At 42.6% G+C, this 22,583-nt stretch carries 14 protein-coding genes; 8 read left to right on the forward strand and 6 right to left on the reverse strand.

What is annotated here, in order from left to right; translation table 11 throughout:
- The first annotated feature begins 32 nt into the window (after positions 1 to 32).
- The 5 genes from IPM95_08755 (at position 33) to IPM95_08775 (ending at position 5,882) form a co-directional block, all read left to right on the forward strand.
- Positions 33 to 698 carry an alpha/beta hydrolase gene (locus IPM95_08755; protein MBK9329384.1) on the forward strand — a complete coding sequence of 222 codons (666 nt, stop codon included), beginning with the start codon at positions 33 to 35 and terminating at the stop codon, positions 696 to 698.
- 78 nt (positions 699 to 776) lie between these two features.
- A complete protein-coding gene (locus IPM95_08760; GenBank protein MBK9329385.1) occupies positions 777 to 1,799 on the forward strand; it encodes a fatty acid desaturase family protein in 1,023 nt (340 codons plus the stop codon).
- Positions 1,800 to 1,893: 94 nt separating this feature from the next.
- Entirely contained in the window at positions 1,894 to 3,129 is a 1,236-nt protein-coding gene (locus IPM95_08765; GenBank protein ID MBK9329386.1) for an MFS transporter, read from the forward strand.
- Positions 3,130 to 3,199: 70 nt separating this feature from the next.
- Complete coding sequence (locus tag IPM95_08770; GenBank protein MBK9329387.1) at positions 3,200 to 4,834, forward strand: OmpA family protein; 1,635 nt, start codon at positions 3,200 to 3,202, stop codon at positions 4,832 to 4,834.
- 61 nt (positions 4,835 to 4,895) lie between these two features.
- Positions 4,896 to 5,882 carry an MBL fold metallo-hydrolase gene (locus IPM95_08775; GenBank protein MBK9329388.1) on the forward strand — a complete coding sequence of 329 codons (987 nt, stop codon included), beginning with the start codon at positions 4,896 to 4,898 and terminating at the stop codon, positions 5,880 to 5,882.
- Between the two features lie 30 nt (positions 5,883 to 5,912).
- Here the strand turns inward: IPM95_08775 and IPM95_08780 are convergent, their stop codons facing one another.
- Positions 5,913 to 6,194: a 2Fe-2S iron-sulfur cluster binding domain-containing protein gene (locus IPM95_08780; GenBank protein MBK9329389.1), complete on the reverse strand. Its 282-nt coding sequence runs from the start codon at positions 6,192 to 6,194 to the stop codon at positions 5,913 to 5,915.
- Between the two features lie 193 nt (positions 6,195 to 6,387).
- Between IPM95_08780 and IPM95_08785 the strand changes: the two genes are divergently transcribed.
- Positions 6,388 to 8,136 carry an amidohydrolase family protein gene (locus IPM95_08785; GenBank protein ID MBK9329390.1) on the forward strand — a complete coding sequence of 583 codons (1,749 nt, stop codon included), beginning with the start codon at positions 6,388 to 6,390 and terminating at the stop codon, positions 8,134 to 8,136.
- Between the two features lie 64 nt (positions 8,137 to 8,200).
- Here IPM95_08785 and IPM95_08790 read toward each other — a convergent pair whose 3' ends face one another.
- The 3 genes from IPM95_08790 to IPM95_08800 all read right to left on the reverse strand — a co-directional run bounded on the left by IPM95_08790 (position 8,201) and on the right by IPM95_08800 (position 12,649).
- Complete coding sequence (locus IPM95_08790) at positions 8,201 to 9,523, reverse strand: hypothetical protein (GenBank protein MBK9329391.1); 1,323 nt, start codon at positions 9,521 to 9,523, stop codon at positions 8,201 to 8,203.
- Position 9,524: 1 nt separating this feature from the next.
- Positions 9,525 to 12,086 carry a DNA gyrase subunit A gene (gyrA, locus tag IPM95_08795; GenBank protein MBK9329392.1) on the reverse strand — a complete coding sequence of 854 codons (2,562 nt, stop codon included), beginning with the start codon at positions 12,084 to 12,086 and terminating at the stop codon, positions 9,525 to 9,527.
- Between the two features lie 152 nt (positions 12,087 to 12,238).
- Positions 12,239 to 12,649 (reverse strand): hypothetical protein, encoded by a 411-nt coding sequence (locus tag IPM95_08800; protein ID MBK9329393.1) that lies wholly within the window; start codon positions 12,647 to 12,649, stop codon positions 12,239 to 12,241.
- Between the two features lie 116 nt (positions 12,650 to 12,765).
- Between IPM95_08800 and IPM95_08805 the strand changes: the two genes are divergently transcribed.
- Both IPM95_08805 and IPM95_08810 read left to right on the forward strand, forming a co-directional pair.
- Entirely contained in the window at positions 12,766 to 13,998 is a 1,233-nt protein-coding gene (locus IPM95_08805; GenBank protein ID MBK9329394.1) for an NAD(P)/FAD-dependent oxidoreductase, read from the forward strand.
- A 54-nt stretch (positions 13,999 to 14,052) separates the two neighbouring features.
- Positions 14,053 to 14,592, forward strand: a complete 540-nt coding sequence (locus IPM95_08810) for a DUF4199 domain-containing protein (GenBank protein MBK9329395.1) — start codon at positions 14,053 to 14,055, stop codon at positions 14,590 to 14,592.
- Between the two features lie 4 nt (positions 14,593 to 14,596).
- Here the strand turns inward: IPM95_08810 and IPM95_08815 are convergent, their stop codons facing one another.
- Together IPM95_08815 and IPM95_08820 are read right to left on the reverse strand one after the other, a co-directional pair.
- Positions 14,597 to 16,624 (reverse strand): fibronectin type III domain-containing protein, encoded by a 2,028-nt coding sequence (locus IPM95_08815; GenBank protein ID MBK9329396.1) that lies wholly within the window; start codon positions 16,622 to 16,624, stop codon positions 14,597 to 14,599.
- A 17-nt stretch (positions 16,625 to 16,641) separates the two neighbouring features.
- Complete coding sequence (locus tag IPM95_08820; protein MBK9329397.1) at positions 16,642 to 22,575, reverse strand: hypothetical protein; 5,934 nt, start codon at positions 22,573 to 22,575, stop codon at positions 16,642 to 16,644.
- Positions 22,576 to 22,583: the final 8 nt, after the last annotated feature.

A 22,583-nucleotide genomic window follows, 5' to 3' on the forward strand; every position in this document is an offset into this window, starting at 1 on the left:
AAATCTTTGGAAAAGAAGCCTATTTTAGCAGGATGGGAAAAAGACTTTTTTTACTGCCCGGTTTTGGTGAAGACGAACGCTGCTTCAATGAACTCGAAGGACTGATTACCGGATATGATAAGATACACATTGATTACCGGCCTGTATTGAACAAATTCATTTTTCCGCTGATTACCGTTCAGCAGTTTGCACGACAGCTGATCAAACATTACAATATTCATCCCGGCGACAAGCTCATCGGTCATTCAATGGGCGGCTTTTTCTCTTTTCAGATACGGGAACTGATCGGATGTGAAATCTGCCTGATTGGTTCCTTCAACGACCCGGAGAAAGTTTTTCATACCGTTCCGCAGGTTCCGCGCATCACACAAATTGCGGCGCTGACAGGCATAGTAAAAACAACGGCATTAAAGAGATATCTTTTAGGTAAGATAAAAAATGAGCACATCAAGAATGTGCAGGCCGGCGTGATGGATAATTTCCATTCGTTTACGAATACCCAGCTGGCACTGATGTCTGAAATGACCTATGCACCTAAAATACCGTCTAAGCTGCCGAATCCATTGCGCATTCACGATAAACGCGACCGAATCGTGCGGCCGCCGGATGAAGATTATGTACAGGTGGAAGGCGGACATTTTTGCCTGAACCTTCATCCGCAGGAAACGTTTCAGGCGATGGAACATTTTTTGATATAATCCATTTATTCCTGTCATTTATTTTAACTGGAATGTATCCTAAATACTATCCATATCCTTAAATTTGCGCTCAGCAGAATGGCAACCACCTTCAACAACTGGGAATTTAACGTCCAACCTGAAAACCATCAGGTAGTAAAATACAAACAGATAATCAATCAGTATTTAACCAAAGCAGAAATCAAAAAACTGCACACAAAATCCGACTGGAAGGGTGCATGGGAGGTATTGAGTGTGTGGCTGTGGATTGCTTTCGCTTTTGCATTAGCCGGATTTTGCCCAAATGTACTGACGATTCTAATCGCTTTATTTATCTTAGGGGGTAAACAACTGGGCTGTGCCATCATCATGCACGATGCATCCCATCATTCCTTGTTCAAAACAAAAAGATTAAACGACATCGTCGGCAATTTCCTGGGTGCCTATCCCATTTTCAATAATGTGGCGCAATACCGGCCGTATCATTTCCAGCATCATATCGCAACGGGAACGGCAGATGATCCGGATATCAACCTGGTGTCAGGCTATCCGGCAAAACTCGCCAGTATGCTGCGCAAACTGTTGCGTGACCTCTCCGGATTGACAGGCATTAAAGCCGACTTCGGCCTCCTGGCTATGCACACCGGTTTTATCAAATACAATCTTGGAAATTTTATCGAAAAAATCCCAGAAGAAAACAGGACATGGAAAGTCATCTTCAGAAATGCCTACTACAACCTGCGCGGTCCGGTACTGGTGAATGCTCTTATATTCTGTATACTTCTTGCATCCGGCAAACCCTGGCTGTACCTTCTATGGATAGGTGCCAATCTGACCACATTTAATTTCAGTTTGCGTATCCGCTCCATAGCAGAACACAGCGTAGTGGAAGACACACATGACCCTTATAAAAACACCCGCACCACCTATGCCAATTTTCTGGAGCAAATCTTATTTGCACCGCTGCATGTCAATTATCATTTAGAGCATCATTTTCTGCAAAACATGCCATCCTACCATTCTCCGGCACTGCACAAAATACTGATGGAACGCGGCTTTTATCAATACGGTCTGCTGAAACAAAGCTATTGGGAAATCTTAAAATTGGCAGTACGGAAATAGCCGGACGGCCTCTTGTTTCATTTCATTTTTGATTCCAATTTATTTAAAATCATTCAGACTAAATTGTAACTTGTGTTTCTTAAAAATTCAGCATATGAATGAAACACGCCAAAAAGGAATTACACTTTTAGTGATTGTTGCGGCTTTAGGCTATTTTGTAGATGTCTTTGATTTACTGTTGTTCGGCATGGTTCGTATCAGCAGTTTGCGCAGTTTGGGTGTAGAAGAATCCTTATTAGAAACAATCGGGCTTCGGCTGGATAACTGGCAAATGCTAGGCATGCTGCTCGGCGGAATATTCTGGGGTATTTTAGGAGACAAGAAAGGAAGGCTGACAGTTTTATTCGGATCCATCATTACCTATTCCATCGCCAACACCCTAAATTCTTTCATACATACCATTCCGCAATATGAAATACTTCGGTTTGTAGCCGGATTTGGATTGGCAGGCGAATTGGGTGCCGGTGTTACGCTGGTCAATGAAAGCATGAGCAAAGAAAAACGCGGCATCGCCACAGCATTCATTGCTGGATTTGGCGTATTGGGCGCCGTATTCGGCTGTCTGATTGTGTTGTGGATGAAAGACTGGAGGATATGCTATCTTATTGGCGGCGGGATGGGCTTTGCCTTACTCATCCTAAGAATCAGTGTGTATGAATCCGGTATGTATCTGAAAGTTAGAGAAAAGACAGACAATCTCGGAAATTTCTCCATTTTGTTCAAAGACAAAGAAAAACTGATCCGGTATTTATCTATCATCCTGCTGGCAATACCCATCTGGTATGTCGTGCAACTGTATGCAAAATATGCACCGGAACTGGCGGATGCACTTGGGTTGGCTTATGAAGACAAAAAGAAAGTGGCCATTTACGCCATCATGGCCGTATATTCCGGACTGACACTGGGTGATGTGAGTTGCGGTCTGTTGTCCAATTTTTTAAAAAGCAGGAAAAAAGCGGTCTTAATCTATTTGCTCCTCCTGATGTTTTTCATACTTGTATTCTGGATAATCGGGAAATGGAGTATGACCATTTTTTACGGAACGATTTTCATGCTGGGGTTGGGAATCGGATACTGGGCGGTTTTTATGAGTGTCGCTGCGGAGTCTTTTGGCATCAATATCCGTTCCACCGTAAGCAGCACTGCACCGAATTTTGTGCGCGGTTCAGTTATCGGTATCAACCTGTTGTACGTTTCGTTAAAAAACAACTTCCATTTCTCCACTCAAAGCGCCAATCTGACGGTAGGTGCCATTTGTATCGGAATCGCGTTACTGGCATGGACAAAACTGCATGAAACCTATGGAAAAGACCTGAATTTTGTTGAATAAATCATTAAATATTAATTCTTATTTGTAAATTGGGCAACATTTACTATTTTTATACTCAAAATCATACCAAATGCGAACCAAATTATCCTATTTATTGCTTAGTGCTTTCTGCTTTACGATGGCAACATCCGTATATGCACAGTCTTCCAAAAAGAACAAAAATTCCAGTGTAGATGTAACGGCCAATACCGGCAGTACCACATTAGATGCCAAAGCAGCTAAGAAATATTATAATCTCGAACCTAAAAAATTCCTGAAAGACTGGAGTCTAACCGTTCATTTCGGAGCGACCACTCCCTTCACGGATATCAGAAGCTATGACTGGGTAAGACAAACAAAGAAACCAAGCGAGTTGCAGTGGGGTGCGGGCATCGGTTTGACCAAAATGTTTAACAGTGCTTTTGGTTTAAATCTTGATTATACATTAGGACGAATATTGGGACGTACAGTTGACCGCGGTGGTTTTGCAGAAGAAAGACAATACTGGAAACAATTATTTCCGGAAAGAACAGATGCTGACGGTCCTGTATACTTCAAGACCAGCATTTTCCATCAGGCTGCCATCAGTTTCTATATTGACTGGCTGGGCTTAGGTACCAGTTACAATAAGTTTATCAAATCTCAGATCAGCGGCAAACCAATCAAATCCAGAAGGTTTGCATTCTATACAAAGATTGGTATCGGTTTTATTCGCGCTTCCTCTCAAATCTACAATGTTAAGGATGACAAACCTATTAAAAACAGCCAATACCTGCGTGGTTTCACTAATAAATTTACAGAAACGGTGTTCCCTTTGAGTATGGGTATGAAATTCAAAGTGACCAAAGATTTCGACTTAGGTCTGGAAGGAACCTTTACATTTACCAACTCTGACAAACTGGATGCATTCCAGTTTAATTCCAGAGTGGATGCAGGCGGTAAAACGGTAAATTCATTATCTAAAATCAACCGGGATGCTTATGCATACGTCAATATCAATTTCACCTATAAATTCGGACGCATCGGTTCTCAAAAAGAACATATCGAATGGGTAAATCCTTTGGCATTCATCATGGCTAACGTACCGAAACCAAAAGAGGTGAACATGAAAGATACGGATGGTGACGGCGTATTAGACATATTGGACAAGGAACCTACCACTCCTGCCGGCTTTGCAGTAGATTCTCATGGTGTTACGCTGGATAGTGATAAAGACGGATGTCCTGACACTGAAGATCCTGAACCATTCTCTAATATCACCTTGCCAATTGCAGATTGCAAGAACGCTGCTGCTGCTCCGGCACCTGAACCTGAAGCTGTTAAGAAAACACCTCCATTCGACCCTGAAGCATTGACTAAACAAGTTCAGAAAGTGGATGACAATGTTTGGAAAATGACCTCCATTTATTTTGACATCAACAAATCCATCATCACCAACCCGGCTTCCGATGAATTGAAGAAAATAGGTTTAATTATGAGCACCAACCCTGACTTGAAAGTAAATGTGAAAGGTAATACCGATATCAGAGGCTCATCCGAATACAATCAGAAGCTTTCTGAAGGCCGCGTAGATGCTGCTATCAATTACCTGAACATCCACTATGGTATTTCAAAAGACAGATTCATCAAATTACCAATGGGTAAATCTGATCCATTAGTAAAAGACGCTAATAATGAAAATCAACATCAGGTAAACAGACGTGTTGACTTTTCACCGGCTAAATAAACCAAAATAAACTTTTTTAAATAGAAACCTGTTAGTACGCTAACAGGTTTTTTTATTTATCATGAAAAGTACTTTTAAATACAATCCTCAACTGCCATTTATCAGAAATGATATCAAAGGCAATCTTTATATAGATGGTGAATATGTCTTTCTCGAAGCAAAAGAAAGGCTGCCCTATGAACGGTTATTGAAATGGATGACCACACCTAATCCTCAGCGAAAGGAGAAGAAACAGGATTTATTTGCACCTGAGGTGATTTATACTAATGTTTTCTTAGAATCCGTACAGGATAAAATAGTATGGCTGGGACATTCCTCCTTTTACATCCAGCTAAATGGAAAGAAAATCCTGACCGATCCTGTATTTCATGACCTTACTCCCCTCCTTAGGCGAAAACATGCACTGCCCTGCTCCATACATAATTTTAAAAACATTGATTACATCCTCTTGTCACACGGGCACAGAGACCATCTGGATATACCGTCACTAAAGAAATTAGCCCGAATAAATCCCGATATCGAAGTACTATGCCCGCTGGGATTTAAAAAAATACTACAATCCACCGGAATCAGAAAACTACAGGAAGCAGCCTGGTGGCAGCAATATGATACGCCTCAGCTGGATATTACCTTCTTACCGGCAAAACATTGGAACCGGCGACTCATTACGGACTACAACAAAACCCTTTGGGGGAGTTTTGCCCTCCGGCATCATTCGAAAAGCATATATTTCGCAGGTGATACAGGCTATGCGCATCATTTTAAAGAAATCAATTCCCATTTCCCTTCATTTGATGTCTGCCTGATGCCGATAGGTGCCTACAAACCCAAATTCATTATGGAGTGGGCACATACTTCGCCGGAAGAAGCCATACAGGCATTCCATGAATTAAAAGGTAAGACGTTCATCCCCATGCATTATGGTACCTTTGATTTGAGCGATGAACCGGCATCCGAGCCGAAAAACATCGTCCAAGAATTTAAGCAGCAGAATAAGCTCAACGGTGAGTTGGCGATTCTAAAAGTGGGGCAAGAATTCCATTTGTAAAATAAAATCGAAGCTGAATCTATACCAGCTCTATCCTTCATCATAACTGACGACAACACGGGATGTCTTGGGATGTGACTGACAAGTCAGGATAAATCCTTCTTCTATCTCTTCTTCTGTCAGCGGTTCATCATCATCCATCTCGACTTTACCTTCCAGTAATTTGGCCTTACAGCTGCAGCACGCCGCCACCCTGCAGGCATATGGGGGGTCTAAATTTGCATTGATGGCTGCTTCCAGGATCGTTTCACCCTCATTGACTGTTATTTCGTGGTCAAGACCGTCTAATATTACTTTTACCGAATATCCCATTCTATTAATTCTATTCTCAAAGTTATAAAATCAATCACCATTTTCAAAAAAAGTAAGCAATAAGGTTCATTTATTTACTATGGTTTAGAAAAGCGGAAGTTGGCTTCCCAACCATATTGATACTTATCAAATTATTTAATGACATTTTTTTTTAACTTTATCAAAAATATTAACATCTTATATCCAAAGAGTTATGAGCAACACGACTATCATCCGGAATGGTTTATATTTTGACGGTACCGGCGCCAAAGGCCGGCAAAAAGATGTTGTCATAAAAGACAACAAAATAGATGCTGTTTTGGACAAGGCCCCGCCCATTGAAGGCGCAATTGAAATTGATGCAGCCGGGCATTGGGTAACCCCCGGCTTACTGGATATACACGCCCATTACGATGCAGAACTGGAAGTAATGCCGGCATTGGAGGAATCTGTCAGACACGGCGTTACTACTGTCATCATCGGAAACTGTTCCTTATCCGCAGCTTTAGGGAAAGACAAGGAGATTGTAGACCTGTTTGCCCGCGTAGAAAATATACCGGCTAAAGTATTGAGCGACTGGATAGTCGGAAACATCAAATGGAAAAATGTCAGGGAATATTATGAGCATTTAGATACCCTTCCGGTGGGGCCTAATATCGCCTCCTTCCTTGGACATTCCAATGTCAGAATGGATGTGATGGGATTGGACAGAAGTTTTATGCAAAAAAATGCGACGGAAGAAGAGTTGCTGAAGATGGAAAAAATCGTGGAGGAAGCGATGGATGCCGGCTATTTAGGCTTATCCATTGATATGCTGCCATTCCATAGATGGGCAGGGGTATATAGCGAGAAATACTTAGGACTCTCTGTTCCTTCTCAACGGGCGGCAAAATCAGAATACTTCAGGCTTTCCAATGTACTGCGCAAACGAAACCGGGTGCTGCAGATTACACCAAATGCTGTTGACAAAACCTCTTTTCTGACCATCACCCGTTTGAGCCAGGGTGGAATTTTTAAAAAGAGTTTGAAAACCACCATCGTGGCGGCACTGGATCTAAAATCCAACGAGAAAATATACAACCTGTTGAAACTGCTCGGATTCATCGGCAACGATATATTAAGAGCCAATATGAAGTTCCAGACCTTATCGGTTCCATTTCTTAATTTCGGTGATGGGCCGGTAACTCCGCTGTTTGAAGAGTTTCCGTCGATGATAAAAGCCATCGGCATGCACGAAGAGGAGCGCAAAAAATTATTCCGGAATCCTGAATTCCGTAAACAGTTCGTCAAAGAGTGGAATCATAAGGCTGCATCCGTATTTCCAAAAGCATTGAAAGAGATGTGGGTGGTAAACTCACCGGACGCATCACATATCGGAAAAAATTTCGAAAAGATTGCTGCGGATGCCGGTAAAGAACCCGTAGAACATTTCATGGATTTACTGGCGGAATACGATACCCACATCCGATGGAAATGCGAAACTTCCAATCATCGCGAATCGGTACGGATGGAATTGCTGACGAGCAAGCACTGCTTCCCGGGCTTCAATGATTCGGGAGCACACAACCTAAACATGGCCTTCCACGACGGTGGTTTGCATTTATTAAAACAGGCGCTCCGACATCCTGATCTGATGCCGATTGAGCGGGCCATCCACCGCATTACAAAAGAAGCGGCTGACTTCCTCGGAATTGATGCCGGCGACATATCTGTGGGCAAACGGGCAGACCTGGTGATTATTGATCCAACCAGATTCGAAACGGATTTGAATACCGACCCTATTGAAGATTATCACGAAAAATTCGAAGGCACTTACCGCTTAATCAAACGCTCGGGCAAGGTGGTGAAACATGTTTTCATCAATGGAACAGAAGCGTACAGCAATAATGGAACCGTAGGATTCCATGAAGACCTCGGAAAGAAAAAGATATTCGGACAATTACTGCGCAGCAACTGGAATTAGACAACAATCACCAATAAAAAAACCGAACGTTACGTTCGGTTTTTTTATTTAATTTATTTGATGTTTACTTTATGATATTGATATAGTTTACCTTGCCATATATATCAAAATTTACTGTCATATTATCATACATATACAGTTTTTCAGTTCCGTCTGCCGTAGTAGTTATAGAAATATTCTTTGGCTGACCAAGAATACTTATTACGTCTTCAATTGTAGAACCAATTGAAACATCTTTTATTGACCTTGCTTTTTCTATCATATTCATACTTGCATATACTTTCTTTAAGTTAGATCTGTAAGCCAGATTTTTAGGATCAATAGAATATGCTTTTTCTAAATAAGGTAAAGCAATTGCAAATAATTTATCACGCTCAGATTTTAAACCCAAATATATCTCTCCTGTTTTATCCACTTTATCATCAACAGCATTCATTTCTTTATTTTTTGCAACGCCATCGTTAAAATACAAAACACCTAAATTGAAATAAGCATCTCCATAATCTACTTTTAAATCAATTGCTCCAAGATGATTTAATATTGCTGTGTCATTAATATGTATCTTATCATATAATACTCCTAAATTAAATAAAATAGAAGCATTCGCTGGGTCGTTTATTTTTGCTTTTTCAAACTTGAGAATAGATTGCCTAACATCTGGATTATCCAATGTCTCATTCAACTCATACACTTTCAGGTTCTTATTATCCGGATATTTTTTTAATCCTTTTGTAACTATATCCGTCAATGCCTCCTTGTTTTTCTGAATTTCATAGACCTGTGCTAACGTTTCATAAATTGCTGGATTGTCATAATCCATTTTTACCAGCACTTCCAGCAGCGGTAAGATTTCAGCAGATTTATTCAGGTTCGCTCCTGACATTGCCGTTGCAAAGATCACATTCGTATCCAACGTCGAAACGAATCCTTTATTGAATAAAAAATTGTTGATTTCGAGCGCTGATTGAAAATGCATATATGCATCATCGTATCTGTTGCCTTTAAACCGGTCAAATCCTTCATTAAAGAGATAGCTGAATAAATTCTTTAACGGTGTTCCATAATCCTTTTGTTTCTTCGTATTTGTTTCCAGGTCAAACCCTTTCAGGTAAGCTTCTTTGGCATCAAACAGACATTTGGGATTTTGTGCATAAAACAATTTCGTTTCATACAGCTTGGTGTACACATCCCCTTTAGTGAGCCACGCCTTGGCCATTTTCTGGACCTCCGCATCCGATAAGGCTGCATCAATTTCTTTCTTAGCATCCATTATTTTGCCTTCTTCCAGGGAAAGCTGCGCAGAAGTGATCTTTCCTTTTTGAGCAAAAGTGTTTTGCATCAGGAAGAGAGAGCCAAGCATCCAAAGTATTAATTTCAAATTCTTCATGTTATTCATCTTTTGATTGTTGTTCAGCAGAATTATTTTCATTTAAATCATCGGTCGAATCCACTCCGTTTTCACCAACAGCATCCTCTTCCTCCTCTTCATGTTCGATTTTTGAAACCGCCGCGATAGCATCATCCTCTTTCAGCTTTATAAGGCTCACCCCTTGTGTATTTCTTCCCATCGTACGCAGCGAATTCAATCCTATGCGTATCGTCAGGCCGGACTCGTTGATAATCATTAAGTCATTATCATCCGTTACAGACTGAATGGCAATCATATTGCCGGTCTTATCCGTAACATTCAGGGAAATAACCCCTTTTCCGCCACGGGATGTGATACGGTAATCATCCAATGCAGAACGTTTACCATATCCATTCTCAGAAACGACCATGATATCTTCTTTCACTTCAGCAGTGGTATCAGCACAAACCATGCCAATCAGTTCATCGTCATCGCCGCGCAAGGTGATGCCGCGAACACCGGAACCTGTTCTGCCGATAGCGCGCACTTCATCTTCATTGAAACGGACGGCATACCCTTTTTTAGACCCTAAGATTATCTCACACTTGCCGTTGGTCAGCGCGGCCGTTACCAGTTCATCCCCTTCCCTGACGGTAATTGCATTCACACCGTTGGAACGAGGACGGGAATATTCACGCATGGATGTTTTCTTGACGGTACCGCGTTTGGTCGCCATAATGATATGATGTGTATCCAGGAATTCCTCTTTCTTCAGATCTTCAATATTGATGAATGCCTTAATCGTATCATCCTGCGGGATATTGATGACGTTCTGAATCGGTCTGCCTTTGGATGTTTTGTTGCCTTCCGGCACTTCATACACTTTCAACCAATAACATTTACCCTGTTCTGTGAACAGCAATAAATAATTGTGGGTGGATGCAATAAACAAATGCTCAATAAAATCTTCATCGCGCGTTTTACCGCCAACCGAACCTTTACCGCCTCTGTTCTGCTTTTTATATTCATCCAGTGAAGTACGTTTCACATAACCCAAACGGGAAATAGTGACCACCATATCCTCCTCCGCAATCATATCCTCGTAGGAAATATTATCGCCGTATAAGACTATTTCAGAACGCCGCTCGTCGCCATACTTCTTCTTGATTTCATTCATCTCTTCTTTTATGATTTCAAAGCGGAGATGTTCATGTTCCAGTATATTTTTCAAATGGGCAATCAAATCGGAAACCTCTTTATGTTCTGCCCTAATTTTGTCAATCTCCAGGCCCGTCAAACGCTGTAAGGTCAATGCCAATACCGCCTTTGCCTGGATTTCTGACATACCGAAACTGGTGATCAATCCTTCTTTGGCTTCTTCGGGATTTTTGGAACTGCGAATCAGCTTTATCACTTCATCCAATGCATCGAGTGCAATCAGGTAGCCTTCCAGAATATGCAGACGTTCTTCTGCTTTCTTCAGTTCAAACTTCGTCCTTCTGGTAACCACCTCATGACGGAACTCGACAAAATGATGGATCATATCTTTCAGATTCAGCATTTGCGGACGGCCATTGACCAAGGCTATATTATTGACACCAAAGCTGGTTTGAAGCGGCGTATGCTGGTATAAGTTGTTCAGCACCACATTTGGAATGGCGTCCCTTTTCAGGTCAAACACCACACGCAAACCATCTCTGTCCGATTCATCCCTGATTTCTGAAATGCCTTCCAGTTTTTTCTCGTTGACCAATTCCGCGGCACGGGTGATAATCATTTTTGGCTGAATCTGATACGGAACTTCTGAAATGATGATCTGCGTGCGTCCTTCCTTGTTTTCTTCAATCCTGGCTCTGCCGCGCACCCTGATTTTACCGCGGCCTGTCCTGAAGGCGTCTTTAACCCCTTCGTAACCGTAGATGATTCCACCGGTAGGGAAATCCGGCGCTTTTACGTATTGCATCAGTTCATCGATGGTGATATCCCTGTTTTCAATATAGGCATTGATGCCATCAATCACTTCCGTCAGATTATGCGGCAGAATATTGGTAGCCATACCTACAGCGATACCGGAAGCGCCATTCACCAGCAATTGCGGGATACGGGTTGGCATCACTGTTGGCTCTTCCAGAGAGTCATCAAAATTAAGCTGAAAATCTACCGTTTCCTTATGCAAATCTTCGAGCATATCTTCCGCAATCTTTTTCAATCTTGCTTCTGTATAACGCATAGCTGCCGGCGGATCGCCATCTATGGAGCCAAAGTTACCCTGACCGTCTATTAAGGGGTAACGCAAGGACCATTCCTGCGCCATACGGACCATGGTATCGTATACGGAACTATCGCCGTGCGGGTGGTATTTACCCAACACCTCCCCGACGATACGGGCAGATTTTTTATACGGTTTATTGGAGGTCATGCCCAGTTCGGACATACCAAACAAAACCCTTCTGTGAACGGGCTTTAAGCCGTCTCTTACATCCGGTAATGCACGGGAGACAATCACCGACATCGAATAGTCGATGTAGGCGGATTTCATCTCATCTTCAATGTTAATGGGAATAACTCTGGAGCGTTTCTCTTCTTCTAATTCTTCTGACATTTACGTATTTTTTTTACGTTTCAAAGATACCGGTTTCACCCCGTTTTTTGAAGTTAAATCATGTTGAGATATCCACATTTTAAAGCAAATCCGTCCGATTTTAAACAATTGGAAATCATCGAAAAAAGACTGCGAGTGAATGACCTGACTACTTATCGTTTATTCCGTTTTTTCACCAAAATAGCCCCTAAAATCAGTTCTGCACATCCTATGGCAAAAAATGCAGGCTGCAGGATACTGTTTAGCCCAATGGAATACACCTGAACAAATATCCAGATAATGAGTCCAAAACCAAGTATAAAAGAGATAGCAGGTGCAAAACGGTACTTGAAGAAGCATAATAGTGCATTTGCAAGATGAAACAGGCCGTTGAAGGTAAATAAAGCAATCCCGGGCAGGAAAAAATCATGAAATGGGGAATCTGCCAGCATACTTGCAGACATTCCCACTGCACTTCCATCCGGATGAGTGATGAACAAATAACCTACCGGCAGCGCCCCTATTGCTACAAATGCCTGAATGCCGGCCAATACATAGTATATTATCTTTTCTTCAGCTGTCATACTTATCAACTTGCAATTTAATATTATCCTGAAATACCGTATAAATTTATACAGGGAAATATTTTTTGTTTGAACCACATCCAACTTTATAAATATAAAAAGTCATCTTTGTTTAAATGAACAGGACTAAAACATTCGTTATCATTGGCGGAGGGGCAGCCGGATTTTTTGCTGCCGTAACGGCAGCAGAAAACAATCCGGATTTAGACATTCTAATTCTCGAACAGGGTAATGAGGTATTGGGCAAGGTAAAAATTTCCGGCGGCGGACGGTGCAATGTCACCCATGCCTGTTTTGATGTCCGGGAGTTGTCCAGATTTTATCCCAGAGGCAGCAAGGAACTGACGGGACCATTTTATCGGTTCAACTGTGAACATACCATTCAGTGGTTTGAAAGCAGAGGGGTAAGCCTGAAGACGGAAGAAGACGGAAGGATATTTCCAATCACCGACAACTCACAAACTATCGTGGACTGCCTGCTGGAACAGGCCAAAAAATCAGGCATACGTATTATCCGGCAGGCTAAGGTAACAACCATTGTATACAACGGCCAATTTACCGTTAAAACCATTCAGCACGAATACAAGGCAGATTTTCTGTTATTGGCGAGCGGAGGCAGTTCACTTATCTGGAACCTAATGCCCGGCATGGGACATACCATCGTTTCGCCGGTACCCAGTTTATTTTCATTCAACACCAAAAACACTTTATTTAAAGATCTGTCGGGTGTCTCTGTTCCACATACACAACTCACTATTAAAGATACTCCATTTTCAGCGGAAGGGATTTTACTCATCACCCACACAGGCATCAGCGGGCCGGGCATCTTAAAACTTTCCGCTTTCGCCGCAAGGGTCTTAGCTGAAAAAAATTACAGGTTCACATTACTCATCAATTGGATTAATTGTTCCAAACAGGAAGCAATAACAGCAATCAATACCATTAAGTCTGAACACGCCAAAAAGGAAGTACGGAACTATTCTCCATTTCAGTTGGCCAGCCGCTTTTGGAGAAATTGTTTAAAAACCATCCAAATAGACGAACACAAGCAATGGGCCAACCTTTCCAAGAATGAACTGCAAGGCATTGCAGATTTCATAACCGCCTTTGAAATTCCCGTTTCAGGAAAAAGCACGAACAAAGATGAATTTGTTACAGCCGGGGGTATCTCCCTGAAAGAAGTGGACTTTAAGACAATGGAAAGCAAGATTATACCTCATCTATATTTTGCAGGTGAAGTGCTGGATATCGATGCGGTGACAGGTGGTTTTAATTTTCAGGCTGCATGGACAACCGGTTACATTGCCGGAACAGCAATTGGAGAGAATTCTAAGAATCAAATCCAGTAAAAGTAATTAATGTAATTTTCCTCAATTATTTATAATTTTGATAAAACAGAAAACATGAGCGATGATACATTAGACAAACAAATACCCGACAGAAGTCCGTTAAACATAAAAAGCACAGCCATTAGATTCGGTATCATCGGCGGGATGGGATGTGTCCTTGTGTCAGTCGGATTGTTTTTAGCCGATCTGCAGTTTGAGAATTGGGCACGATGGATAGGCACCCTTGTTCTTATCCTGGCTGTAATATTTGGCATTAAGGCCATTGCGGCTGAAAATGAACGGAAATCAAAACCGTTCGGCAGTTTGTTTGGCGCCGGTATGCTGATCACTCTTATCATAGCCCTCATTTCCATCCTTTACTTTTTTCTGTACCTGAATTTTATAGAAACGGATTTTGCCGGAAAGGTATTGGAAGTTTCGCGTCAGCAAATGATGGAAAAGGGCTTAAATGAAGACCAGATAGACAAGGCACTGGAAATGACCAGAAAATTCACTTCTCCCTGGATTATGGCTGTATTTGCACTGATTGCCAACTTATTTTTTGGAACAATAGGTTCTTTAATCGGTGCAGCGATTTTTAAAGAGGATAAATAAGTGACTAATAAGCTACACCTGCTTCCAGACTTTTGTCACTCGCTGCATTATCACCGCTGATTACGACAGAATAATAATACGTAACACCTGCTTTCACGGTGGTATCTGTAAAAAATTCTTTAGATGCATCCACCGTGCCGATTTTTAATGCCTGCGCCTCATTCGCCGCCCGCCTGAAGATGATGTACTGCTTCACACCCGTTTGCTGAGATTTATCCCAATCCACTTCAATGCCTTTTGAAACCTTGCGGGCCGTAACGTTGGAAGGAGGCATGAAAGTTGCCGTTAAAGGCGAGAGCAGGATAGCATCCGTTGCAAAACTCTCATTCCCGAAAACATCTGTAGCCGTGACACAGTAAGCACCGGCGGAAGCAGTAACATCAGTATATGTAGATACAGACAGAGGCTGTGTATTCATTTTTCGAAATCCGGCTTTGGATAAATCTGCATTCGTATTGTCTTCTTTGGAGAATCCGGCCTTTCCTTCTTTTCTGTACACATTATACCCGGTAATAAATTTATCCAGCAGCATCACATCATCCCAGCTGATGGTAGCGCGCTGCACCTCCGCATACCCTTTGATTCCCGTAGGTGTTCGCGGCAACTCTTTATTTTCCGGTTGATAAGAAACTCTGTTGGAATTTTCGCCGCTGATGTTATTATGATTGTATGCCTTTACTTCGTAGTAATACGTATTCCTGCCGTATAAAGTAGCAGTATCTAAAAATGCAGTATCTTTCACCAATAAAGATATTAGTTCCGGGCTTTCAGTTGTGGACGAACGGAAGATATAATACCCCGCTACATCCGCTTCTATATTTTTATTCCATTTGAGCAATCTGCCTTTTGCCGAGCCGGTAATGGTCAGGTTTCTTGGCGCATCCGGCGGGATATTGTTTTGGCTATGTGTACCGGTTGCATTGTCGGATGGTGGAAGTTTCACACCTCTGATTGTAACTGCATAGACGCGGTAAAAATAGGATTGATTGGATCTGATTTTGGTATCCAAATAACTGCCGGCAACAGAAGGTATCGTATCCACCACCACAAATGGCCCTACCGACTGGCTGCTTCTTTCTATCACCAGCCCGGAATAGATGGTTGAATTTGGCAATGCCGTCCAGGATAAAAATATCCCCTGTGCAGTGTCCTTCGCTTTCAGATGGCTGATTTGCTGCAAAGCGGAAAAATCAGCACCCACCACATTCACCGTATCGGAATTTGCTCCGGGAAGCAAGGCCATGGTGGTCGGCTGAATGAAATAATTATAGGAATATCCTTTCTTAATTTTCTCTTCCCATTTAAAGAGGACGGAATCCGCTTTAGGCTGGTTGATATTGGCAAAGATTTTACCCGCTAATTCATATTTATTGGAATTACCAATACTGCGGAAAACATTGGCAAAAACGGCATCTGAAGCGGTTCTGGCAGGCAGGTACCATTTCACGACTGTAAATGAATCCAACTCTGTCTTTGACAGAAAATTCGGCGCCGGAATTGATGCAGGAAGTCCCAGCCTGATGGATGTTTCTATCGGCTCTGCCATCTTACCATCCTTTTTAATATACCTCACCTGATATTTTACATCCGAAACCTTCATAGCTGCCACTTCTTTGTCTAAGAAATAGGCTCCCATCGCAACGCCGAGTTTTATATTCATGGCTAGCAATCCATAGTCGTTCAATTTCGGATGCGCCAGAACGTAATCCCATGCTTCCGCTTCATTTTTTAATTTTTTCCATTCTGCAATCGTTATCAGTGCATTGCCACCCAGTATGGATTTGAATTCAGCAGGCGAGGCCGCCGGTTTCAGCTTCCCGATTTCCTTAAAATCTTCATTTCCGACAGCTCTGTAAATGATGGCACCGGCAATATTGTCGCCCATGATATCCGTTTGGGAAATCCGTTGATTTCCCAATAGTATATACACGCCATCCGGGCTCTCTTTCAGCATCAGCATGGCCGTCTTATCCTTTTGAGCCGCAAGAAATAAAGACCACACCATTAAGCAACCTGACAATAACTTTTTCATTTGATATCTTTTATTTTTTACCAATCTAATCCTAATTTAAATTTACCGGTTGCGGTACTGTAATCCACACTTACGCCCACACCAAAGCAAACTTTACCGCCGCAAGGGCACGGACAAATTTCACAACTGTCCCAGAAGCACGGATCAAAACAACAACCCCAGTTCAATCCGTTACCGCATGACGAAGATGAGCAACCTACCCATCCGTTAAAATCCGCATTGGCATTGCCGTTTATAAACCAGTTGCCTCCGCTGTATCCCGCGTTTAATCCATAATCCACTCCGAAATTAAATCCGCCCACTCCAACATCAAAGAAATATATGGAACCACCGGAGCCCCAGCCGTTCTTGATACCCATTCCATAGGTGCCGCTTTTCAGATTGGAATGAAAATGCAAGTTCATGTCATTATAAGCATAACCGCATACCTTGGCAATGCCTACAACAGGATCATTGGCACATTTGGCATTTTCTTTCGTAATTCCCTGAAAAGAGGAACACGCAAAATGCAGTCCGTAGATTCTGCCGCCGGAAACATATTCATCCGGCACGAAAGACAACTCGGCGGGAAACTCCGATTTCTTCGGCCCCCATCCACCTGCAATATTGGTATAGCCTGTAAACAAGCCCAGCACATTTACGTTGTTGTAATAAGCAGCCAGCCAGTATTCATTTCCGGATTTTGCAGAAGCTGACAACGTGAACCCTGCATTACCGCTGATTCCCAGATTGGGGATCAAATTAAAATTCGCTCCGACATTCGCCTTTACATAAAATAATTTATCGGGAACATTCAGCTGAAACTCCGCTTTTCCAACTGTCATGGAGATGACCTTCGGATACCCTTCTCCGTAAAATACAGGGCCTTTGACCTGTACGGTAACACCCACTTTCAGCTTGTCCAGCGCCACCACACCGGATGTGCCCGGTGCCAGCACCACCCGTCCCGTTAAATGTACATCATAGACTGATGTTGCCGTATTCACTTCAAATCCACCTCCCGGATTCTCCCAGGTAACCGGCCCCAATGGAATCGGAACGGGATTGGTAAAATCCGCTGCAATATTCATTCCACCGGACAGTTTGTAATATTTCAGGTACATTCCCAGTCCGCCAAACCCTGCGATTTCCAGCCCGCCCCCGCCTTCAAAACCGTTTTCCTTAAAACTGAATTTATCCAGTTTTATCGACCCGATTGGGCCGGCCGAAGCAGAAAAGCTGAGATCATCCACGGTGAAACTGCCTGGTTTATAATGGATAGAGGCTCCTGCCCCAAATCCCATACCCGGCAGAAACAGTTTAAAACTGCCACCCACATCTATTTTCTTTTGAGAAGGATACAAACCTAATGCAGAGATCTTCAGATTCGCCACATCGGCAAAACCGACTTCAAAATTCGGTTTTACGGTCAGTCCAAATTCACCATTGGTAGCAATAACAAAATTGTCAATCTCCACTTTCTTGGAAATATACTTCGGGAAACCTATGCTTCCGCCACCTGTAATCCTGTAGGCATCTTTTGACGGAATCTTGCTGAAAGAGAATGGCACGCCATCTACTCCTTTAAAGTTGATCACATTGAAAATATTTACGCCGGCTGAAGGGATAAAGAAAGAACCTCCCGTAAAACTGCTCGCACTGATACCCAGATTTGCAAAGTCAAACTTGGCAATTTCAGAACCCGGAACAGGGATTTCTATGCCGCCGCCAAAGGTTAATCCATACTGGTTGATTTTTGCCGCATTGATTTTTAGTTTCCAGCCTAAAAGGGAGATTTCAGGATTAGGCGTTACGCTGATGGCGCATTTCTGAATATTTCCGTTCGTATTAATCCGAAGTTCTTCGAGTTTCAATGTAGCAGACGACAATCCCGGAATATCCTTGAGGCTCAGGCTGCCGGCAAATGAAATGCCTTTATTATCGATTGTTGTATTGGTAAAATCCACCGCTAATTTGACGCCGTAAATATCCCATCCATCGCTCGGTCCTGACAGGCTGAATTTCGCAGCATCCAGCGGACTGGTCATGCTGGTAAATACAGGCACATCCGACAATTTGTTATTCAGCAATTTCAGCGGAACTGCCGGCCACTTCAATCCATAGCTCATACCGAAACTTCCGGCTACATCTACTTTCAACTCCCCACCTATAACCCCTTTGGTTTTATCTCCACCAAACGATTTTACTACAATTCCCGCCGGGTTTTCCAACACCAGCTTTACGTAATCCCATAATTGGAGCGGAATCTGGGAACAGCTGGTCACCACCTCTTCGCTTTTCGGCACTATGATATCACCTTGTTTGAGAATGGTGATATTTTTAAACTCCAGTTTCTTAGATGCCGGAAATTTAAAAAATAAATTAGAAGGAATATTCTGGAAAGTTCCTGAAATAACGAATTCGTCCGGGTTGGACGTTGGTTCCGAATTATCGAGTGCAATTTCAAAACCCAGCAGCTTGGAGGCATTAAAGCCGGGATCTTTCAACTCAAAATCAATCGTATAATTCTGTTTTTCAAAAGTCTTGGATGTGCTCGTGCCCACCATACCCGATTTTTTTGCTTTCAGAGTGTATTCTCCCACCGGCACAGAAAATGAATAGTTGCCGGAAGCATCGGAAGATGTTTTTATATAGGGTTTCCCGTCTACATATATTTCCGCATCTTTTACCACACTACCTTTAGAAGTTACCGTACCACTCACCACGGCACCGCCTTTCAGCATCACCGTTGACTCTGATGTATCCTTATTACCGGATACGGTTACTTCCGTGCTGACCGCAATATAATTTTTGTCTTTAGGCCCATAGACCCAAATGGTGGGCGCACCCTGAGGAACATTACTGACTATCGCTACCCCATTTACATCGGTCGTGAACTTTCCATCGGTATCGGGCACTTCTACAGACGCATCTTTTATCGGTTCGTTGTTATCGTTATCTTTCACCGTCACTTTCACGTAAAAGCGGCTCAGAAAAATGGTATCGAGTTGAATCGTGTTGATGATATCAATCGGAAAAGCCGGTAAGGCATATCCGAAGTTTCCCATAATAAAATTCTGATGGGTTACAACATCCGATTTTTCTGAAGTCCCCGCAGGTGCAGCATATCCGAATGAATGCATAAGTGCCTGCTGGTTTGCCGGTTGTACGACCGGATTTGATTTGGAAGAAGTCGTTTTATTGAAAATATCCATCAGCTGACCCGTCATCTTTGAATAGTCCGGTGTATTTTTCGGGTCAATTACCATCTTATTATTCTTGGAAGGCGCTTTTATTTCAACTGCAATTTCCTTATCCCGGAAGCCGGGTTTTTTAACAACCAACACATATTTGCCCGCGCGGTTGGAAGTGATAAACTGCCCCTGTTCATTGGTGTAAAACGCATTGCCGCCTGATTTCCAGCGTAACTCGGCTCCGTTGATGACCGGCCCTTTTACTTCCGCCACCACGCCTGCAACCGGTATCATCTGTGCATGTACATAGATGGGATCTTTTTTTATTGTAATGCCATCAGACGTAAGGAATACAGGTTCCGGGTCTTTATAAGTGGTGATGCCATCTCCTTTCACTACCAACTGATACGGTTCATTGCTCTTTTTAATATTGGTAATGGAAAATTTGCCATCTTCTTTGGATACGGCAGTGTAGACATCTTTACCATCTTTAGACGTCAATGTTATCAGTGCATCTTTCAGCGGAATTTCATTTTCTTTTGCCACAATCCGTCCTACCACTTTAGGCGGTTCCGGTATCAGGAAATACGTCGCATCCAGCTGCATGATACCGTTATCCTTTACATAAGAACTCAGAGAAGCACCTCCGAAATTCAGCGTATGGTACGGCCAGAATTCCAGGGTAGTATGGAATGGTTTATAGCCTTCGGCTTTTATCACCAATTCGTATTTTTCATCATTGCCATTGGATTCAAATAATCTCGGGAAAGTGCACTTGCCCGTTGAGCAGGAGCTGACAGGAACGCTGTTATCAATCAGCAAATAGAAATTCAATCCCTGATAGGCGGGATAAGCGGATGAGGCACTTTCCTCTTCCGTATTTTCAGATGGTTTGTCTTCCGGCACTTTTCCGTTTATCACATCCAGGAACCTGTTTCCTTCCGGATTCAGATAAGGTTTGGGTGAATAAATATCCTGTGAACGCCTGACCTGCATTTCCGCTTTTTCAAGAGGTTTGCCTTCCATTCCAATAGCTTTTAACGTCAGCCGATAGGTGTTTGCCAATCCCAAAACCGTTCCCACATCATACGTTCCGGTTTTATCATCATTGAAAGGAATCGGGATAACCGGAAAATCAAACTGCGGATTATCTATCCAGACTTCCACATCATAAAAAGACATCTCGATATCCGGAATGGTGAAACTCACTGAAAAATTCCCGTCTTTGTCGGTAGTGGCTGTTCCAATATAGATGTCATTCGGAGGTAATTTGATACCGCTGCCGGAACTTCCGTTTATATCCGGAATTTTCATTCCTTTATTCTTTACATAGGCTTCCATAATCTCCTGTTTAATCCAGAGTGATACTTTCACTTTTGTGTTGGCCAGGGGGAATTTGTGGACACCGGCATTTGATGCAATCTTTTCCGTTACTTTCTGATAGATGGATTTACTCTGTTCGCTTGTAAGGTCAAAATTCTGAAACAATCCCGGACTGGAAGAAACAGACATATTCCCAAGAGAAGGGCTGGTATTGACGTAATTAACATTTGCATCTAATGGTTTATTTTCTGAAGAAGCGGATGATGAATTTCCATATGCCTGCAGAAACGCATTGACATTGCTGACCGCATTAAAATCGTTTACTTTTGTGCTGCCGGATGAAACCGGTGAAAAAGCCAGAGCCTCGGGTTCTTTCGATTCTTCCGTTTTCTTAAAAGCATAAATCAACCGGCCTTTTATAGTATTGACCGGTATGGGCTGAAAAATTTTCGTTTCGTCAAACGTTATGTTAGTCGATATTTTGGGATTTTTAGGTATGGTAGATTTACCGGGACTTTCCGCCGTTGGGGGTACAGTAACCGGAGAAACACAAGTGAACATACAGGCATCGCTGACTCCAAAATTCTGGTATTGCTTTGGATTGTTTTTTACACTGATGGTATAGGCGTATTTTGTATTTAATTTGAATGGCGGTTCTGCCGGCCCATAAACATAGGACGTGCCAAAAATTGTCTTTTCAAAAAATGGCGGTGTCGTGGCGGAGCGCATCGCTTCATTGGCTGATTTCTTTCCAACCACTTCTATGATCTTCAAAACATATTCCTGCAAACCGGGAAAATCGTTGTTCACATTTAACTGATTCGCAGAACTCGGGTCCATCCAGGTGAATACGACATTTTGAGGCACTGTCAGCAATACATCGGAATTGCAAAGCGGCAGGATGGTGCGCGGGGACTCATTCAGCGACCTGTTGAATCCGGCCGGGTTGCCTACCACCATTGTTGCACAACCATTCGGAGCGGGATTGGATACTTTTACAGAAGCGGCTGTCCCGCTCCAGGCTTCAAAACACATGGAATAGGTACCAGCCGGAATGGTACCATTAGCCATAAAAGCCGCCAGCTGATCTCTGTCCATTCCTGATACCGTCAGCTTATTTCTGTCAAACAACTGAGACAACTGCAGCGAACTCAATGTAGTGGGTGTAAAAGGAACCAACGTAGATGAAGTATACAAGAAAGCATTGTTTATACTTTTTATCGTTATTCCATTATTTCCAGTAATAACCACCTGCGGATAGATCATATAGGTATTGGTCGTGGACATCATCATCACATTGGCCTTGGCAACATTCGCATAATCATCTATATCGCTGGAAAAAGGAGGTGTAACGATACTCGTTACATTGACCTGCGCGAATATTTGGGTACTGCCTGCGCACATAAGCAGAATCCCTGCTGTAATCTTTGCAATACCTGAAATAATCTTTCTCATAGTTTTCT

The organism is Sphingobacteriales bacterium (assembly GCA_016719635.1).
Lineage (GTDB): Bacteria > Bacteroidota > Bacteroidia > Chitinophagales > JADIYW01 > JADJSS01.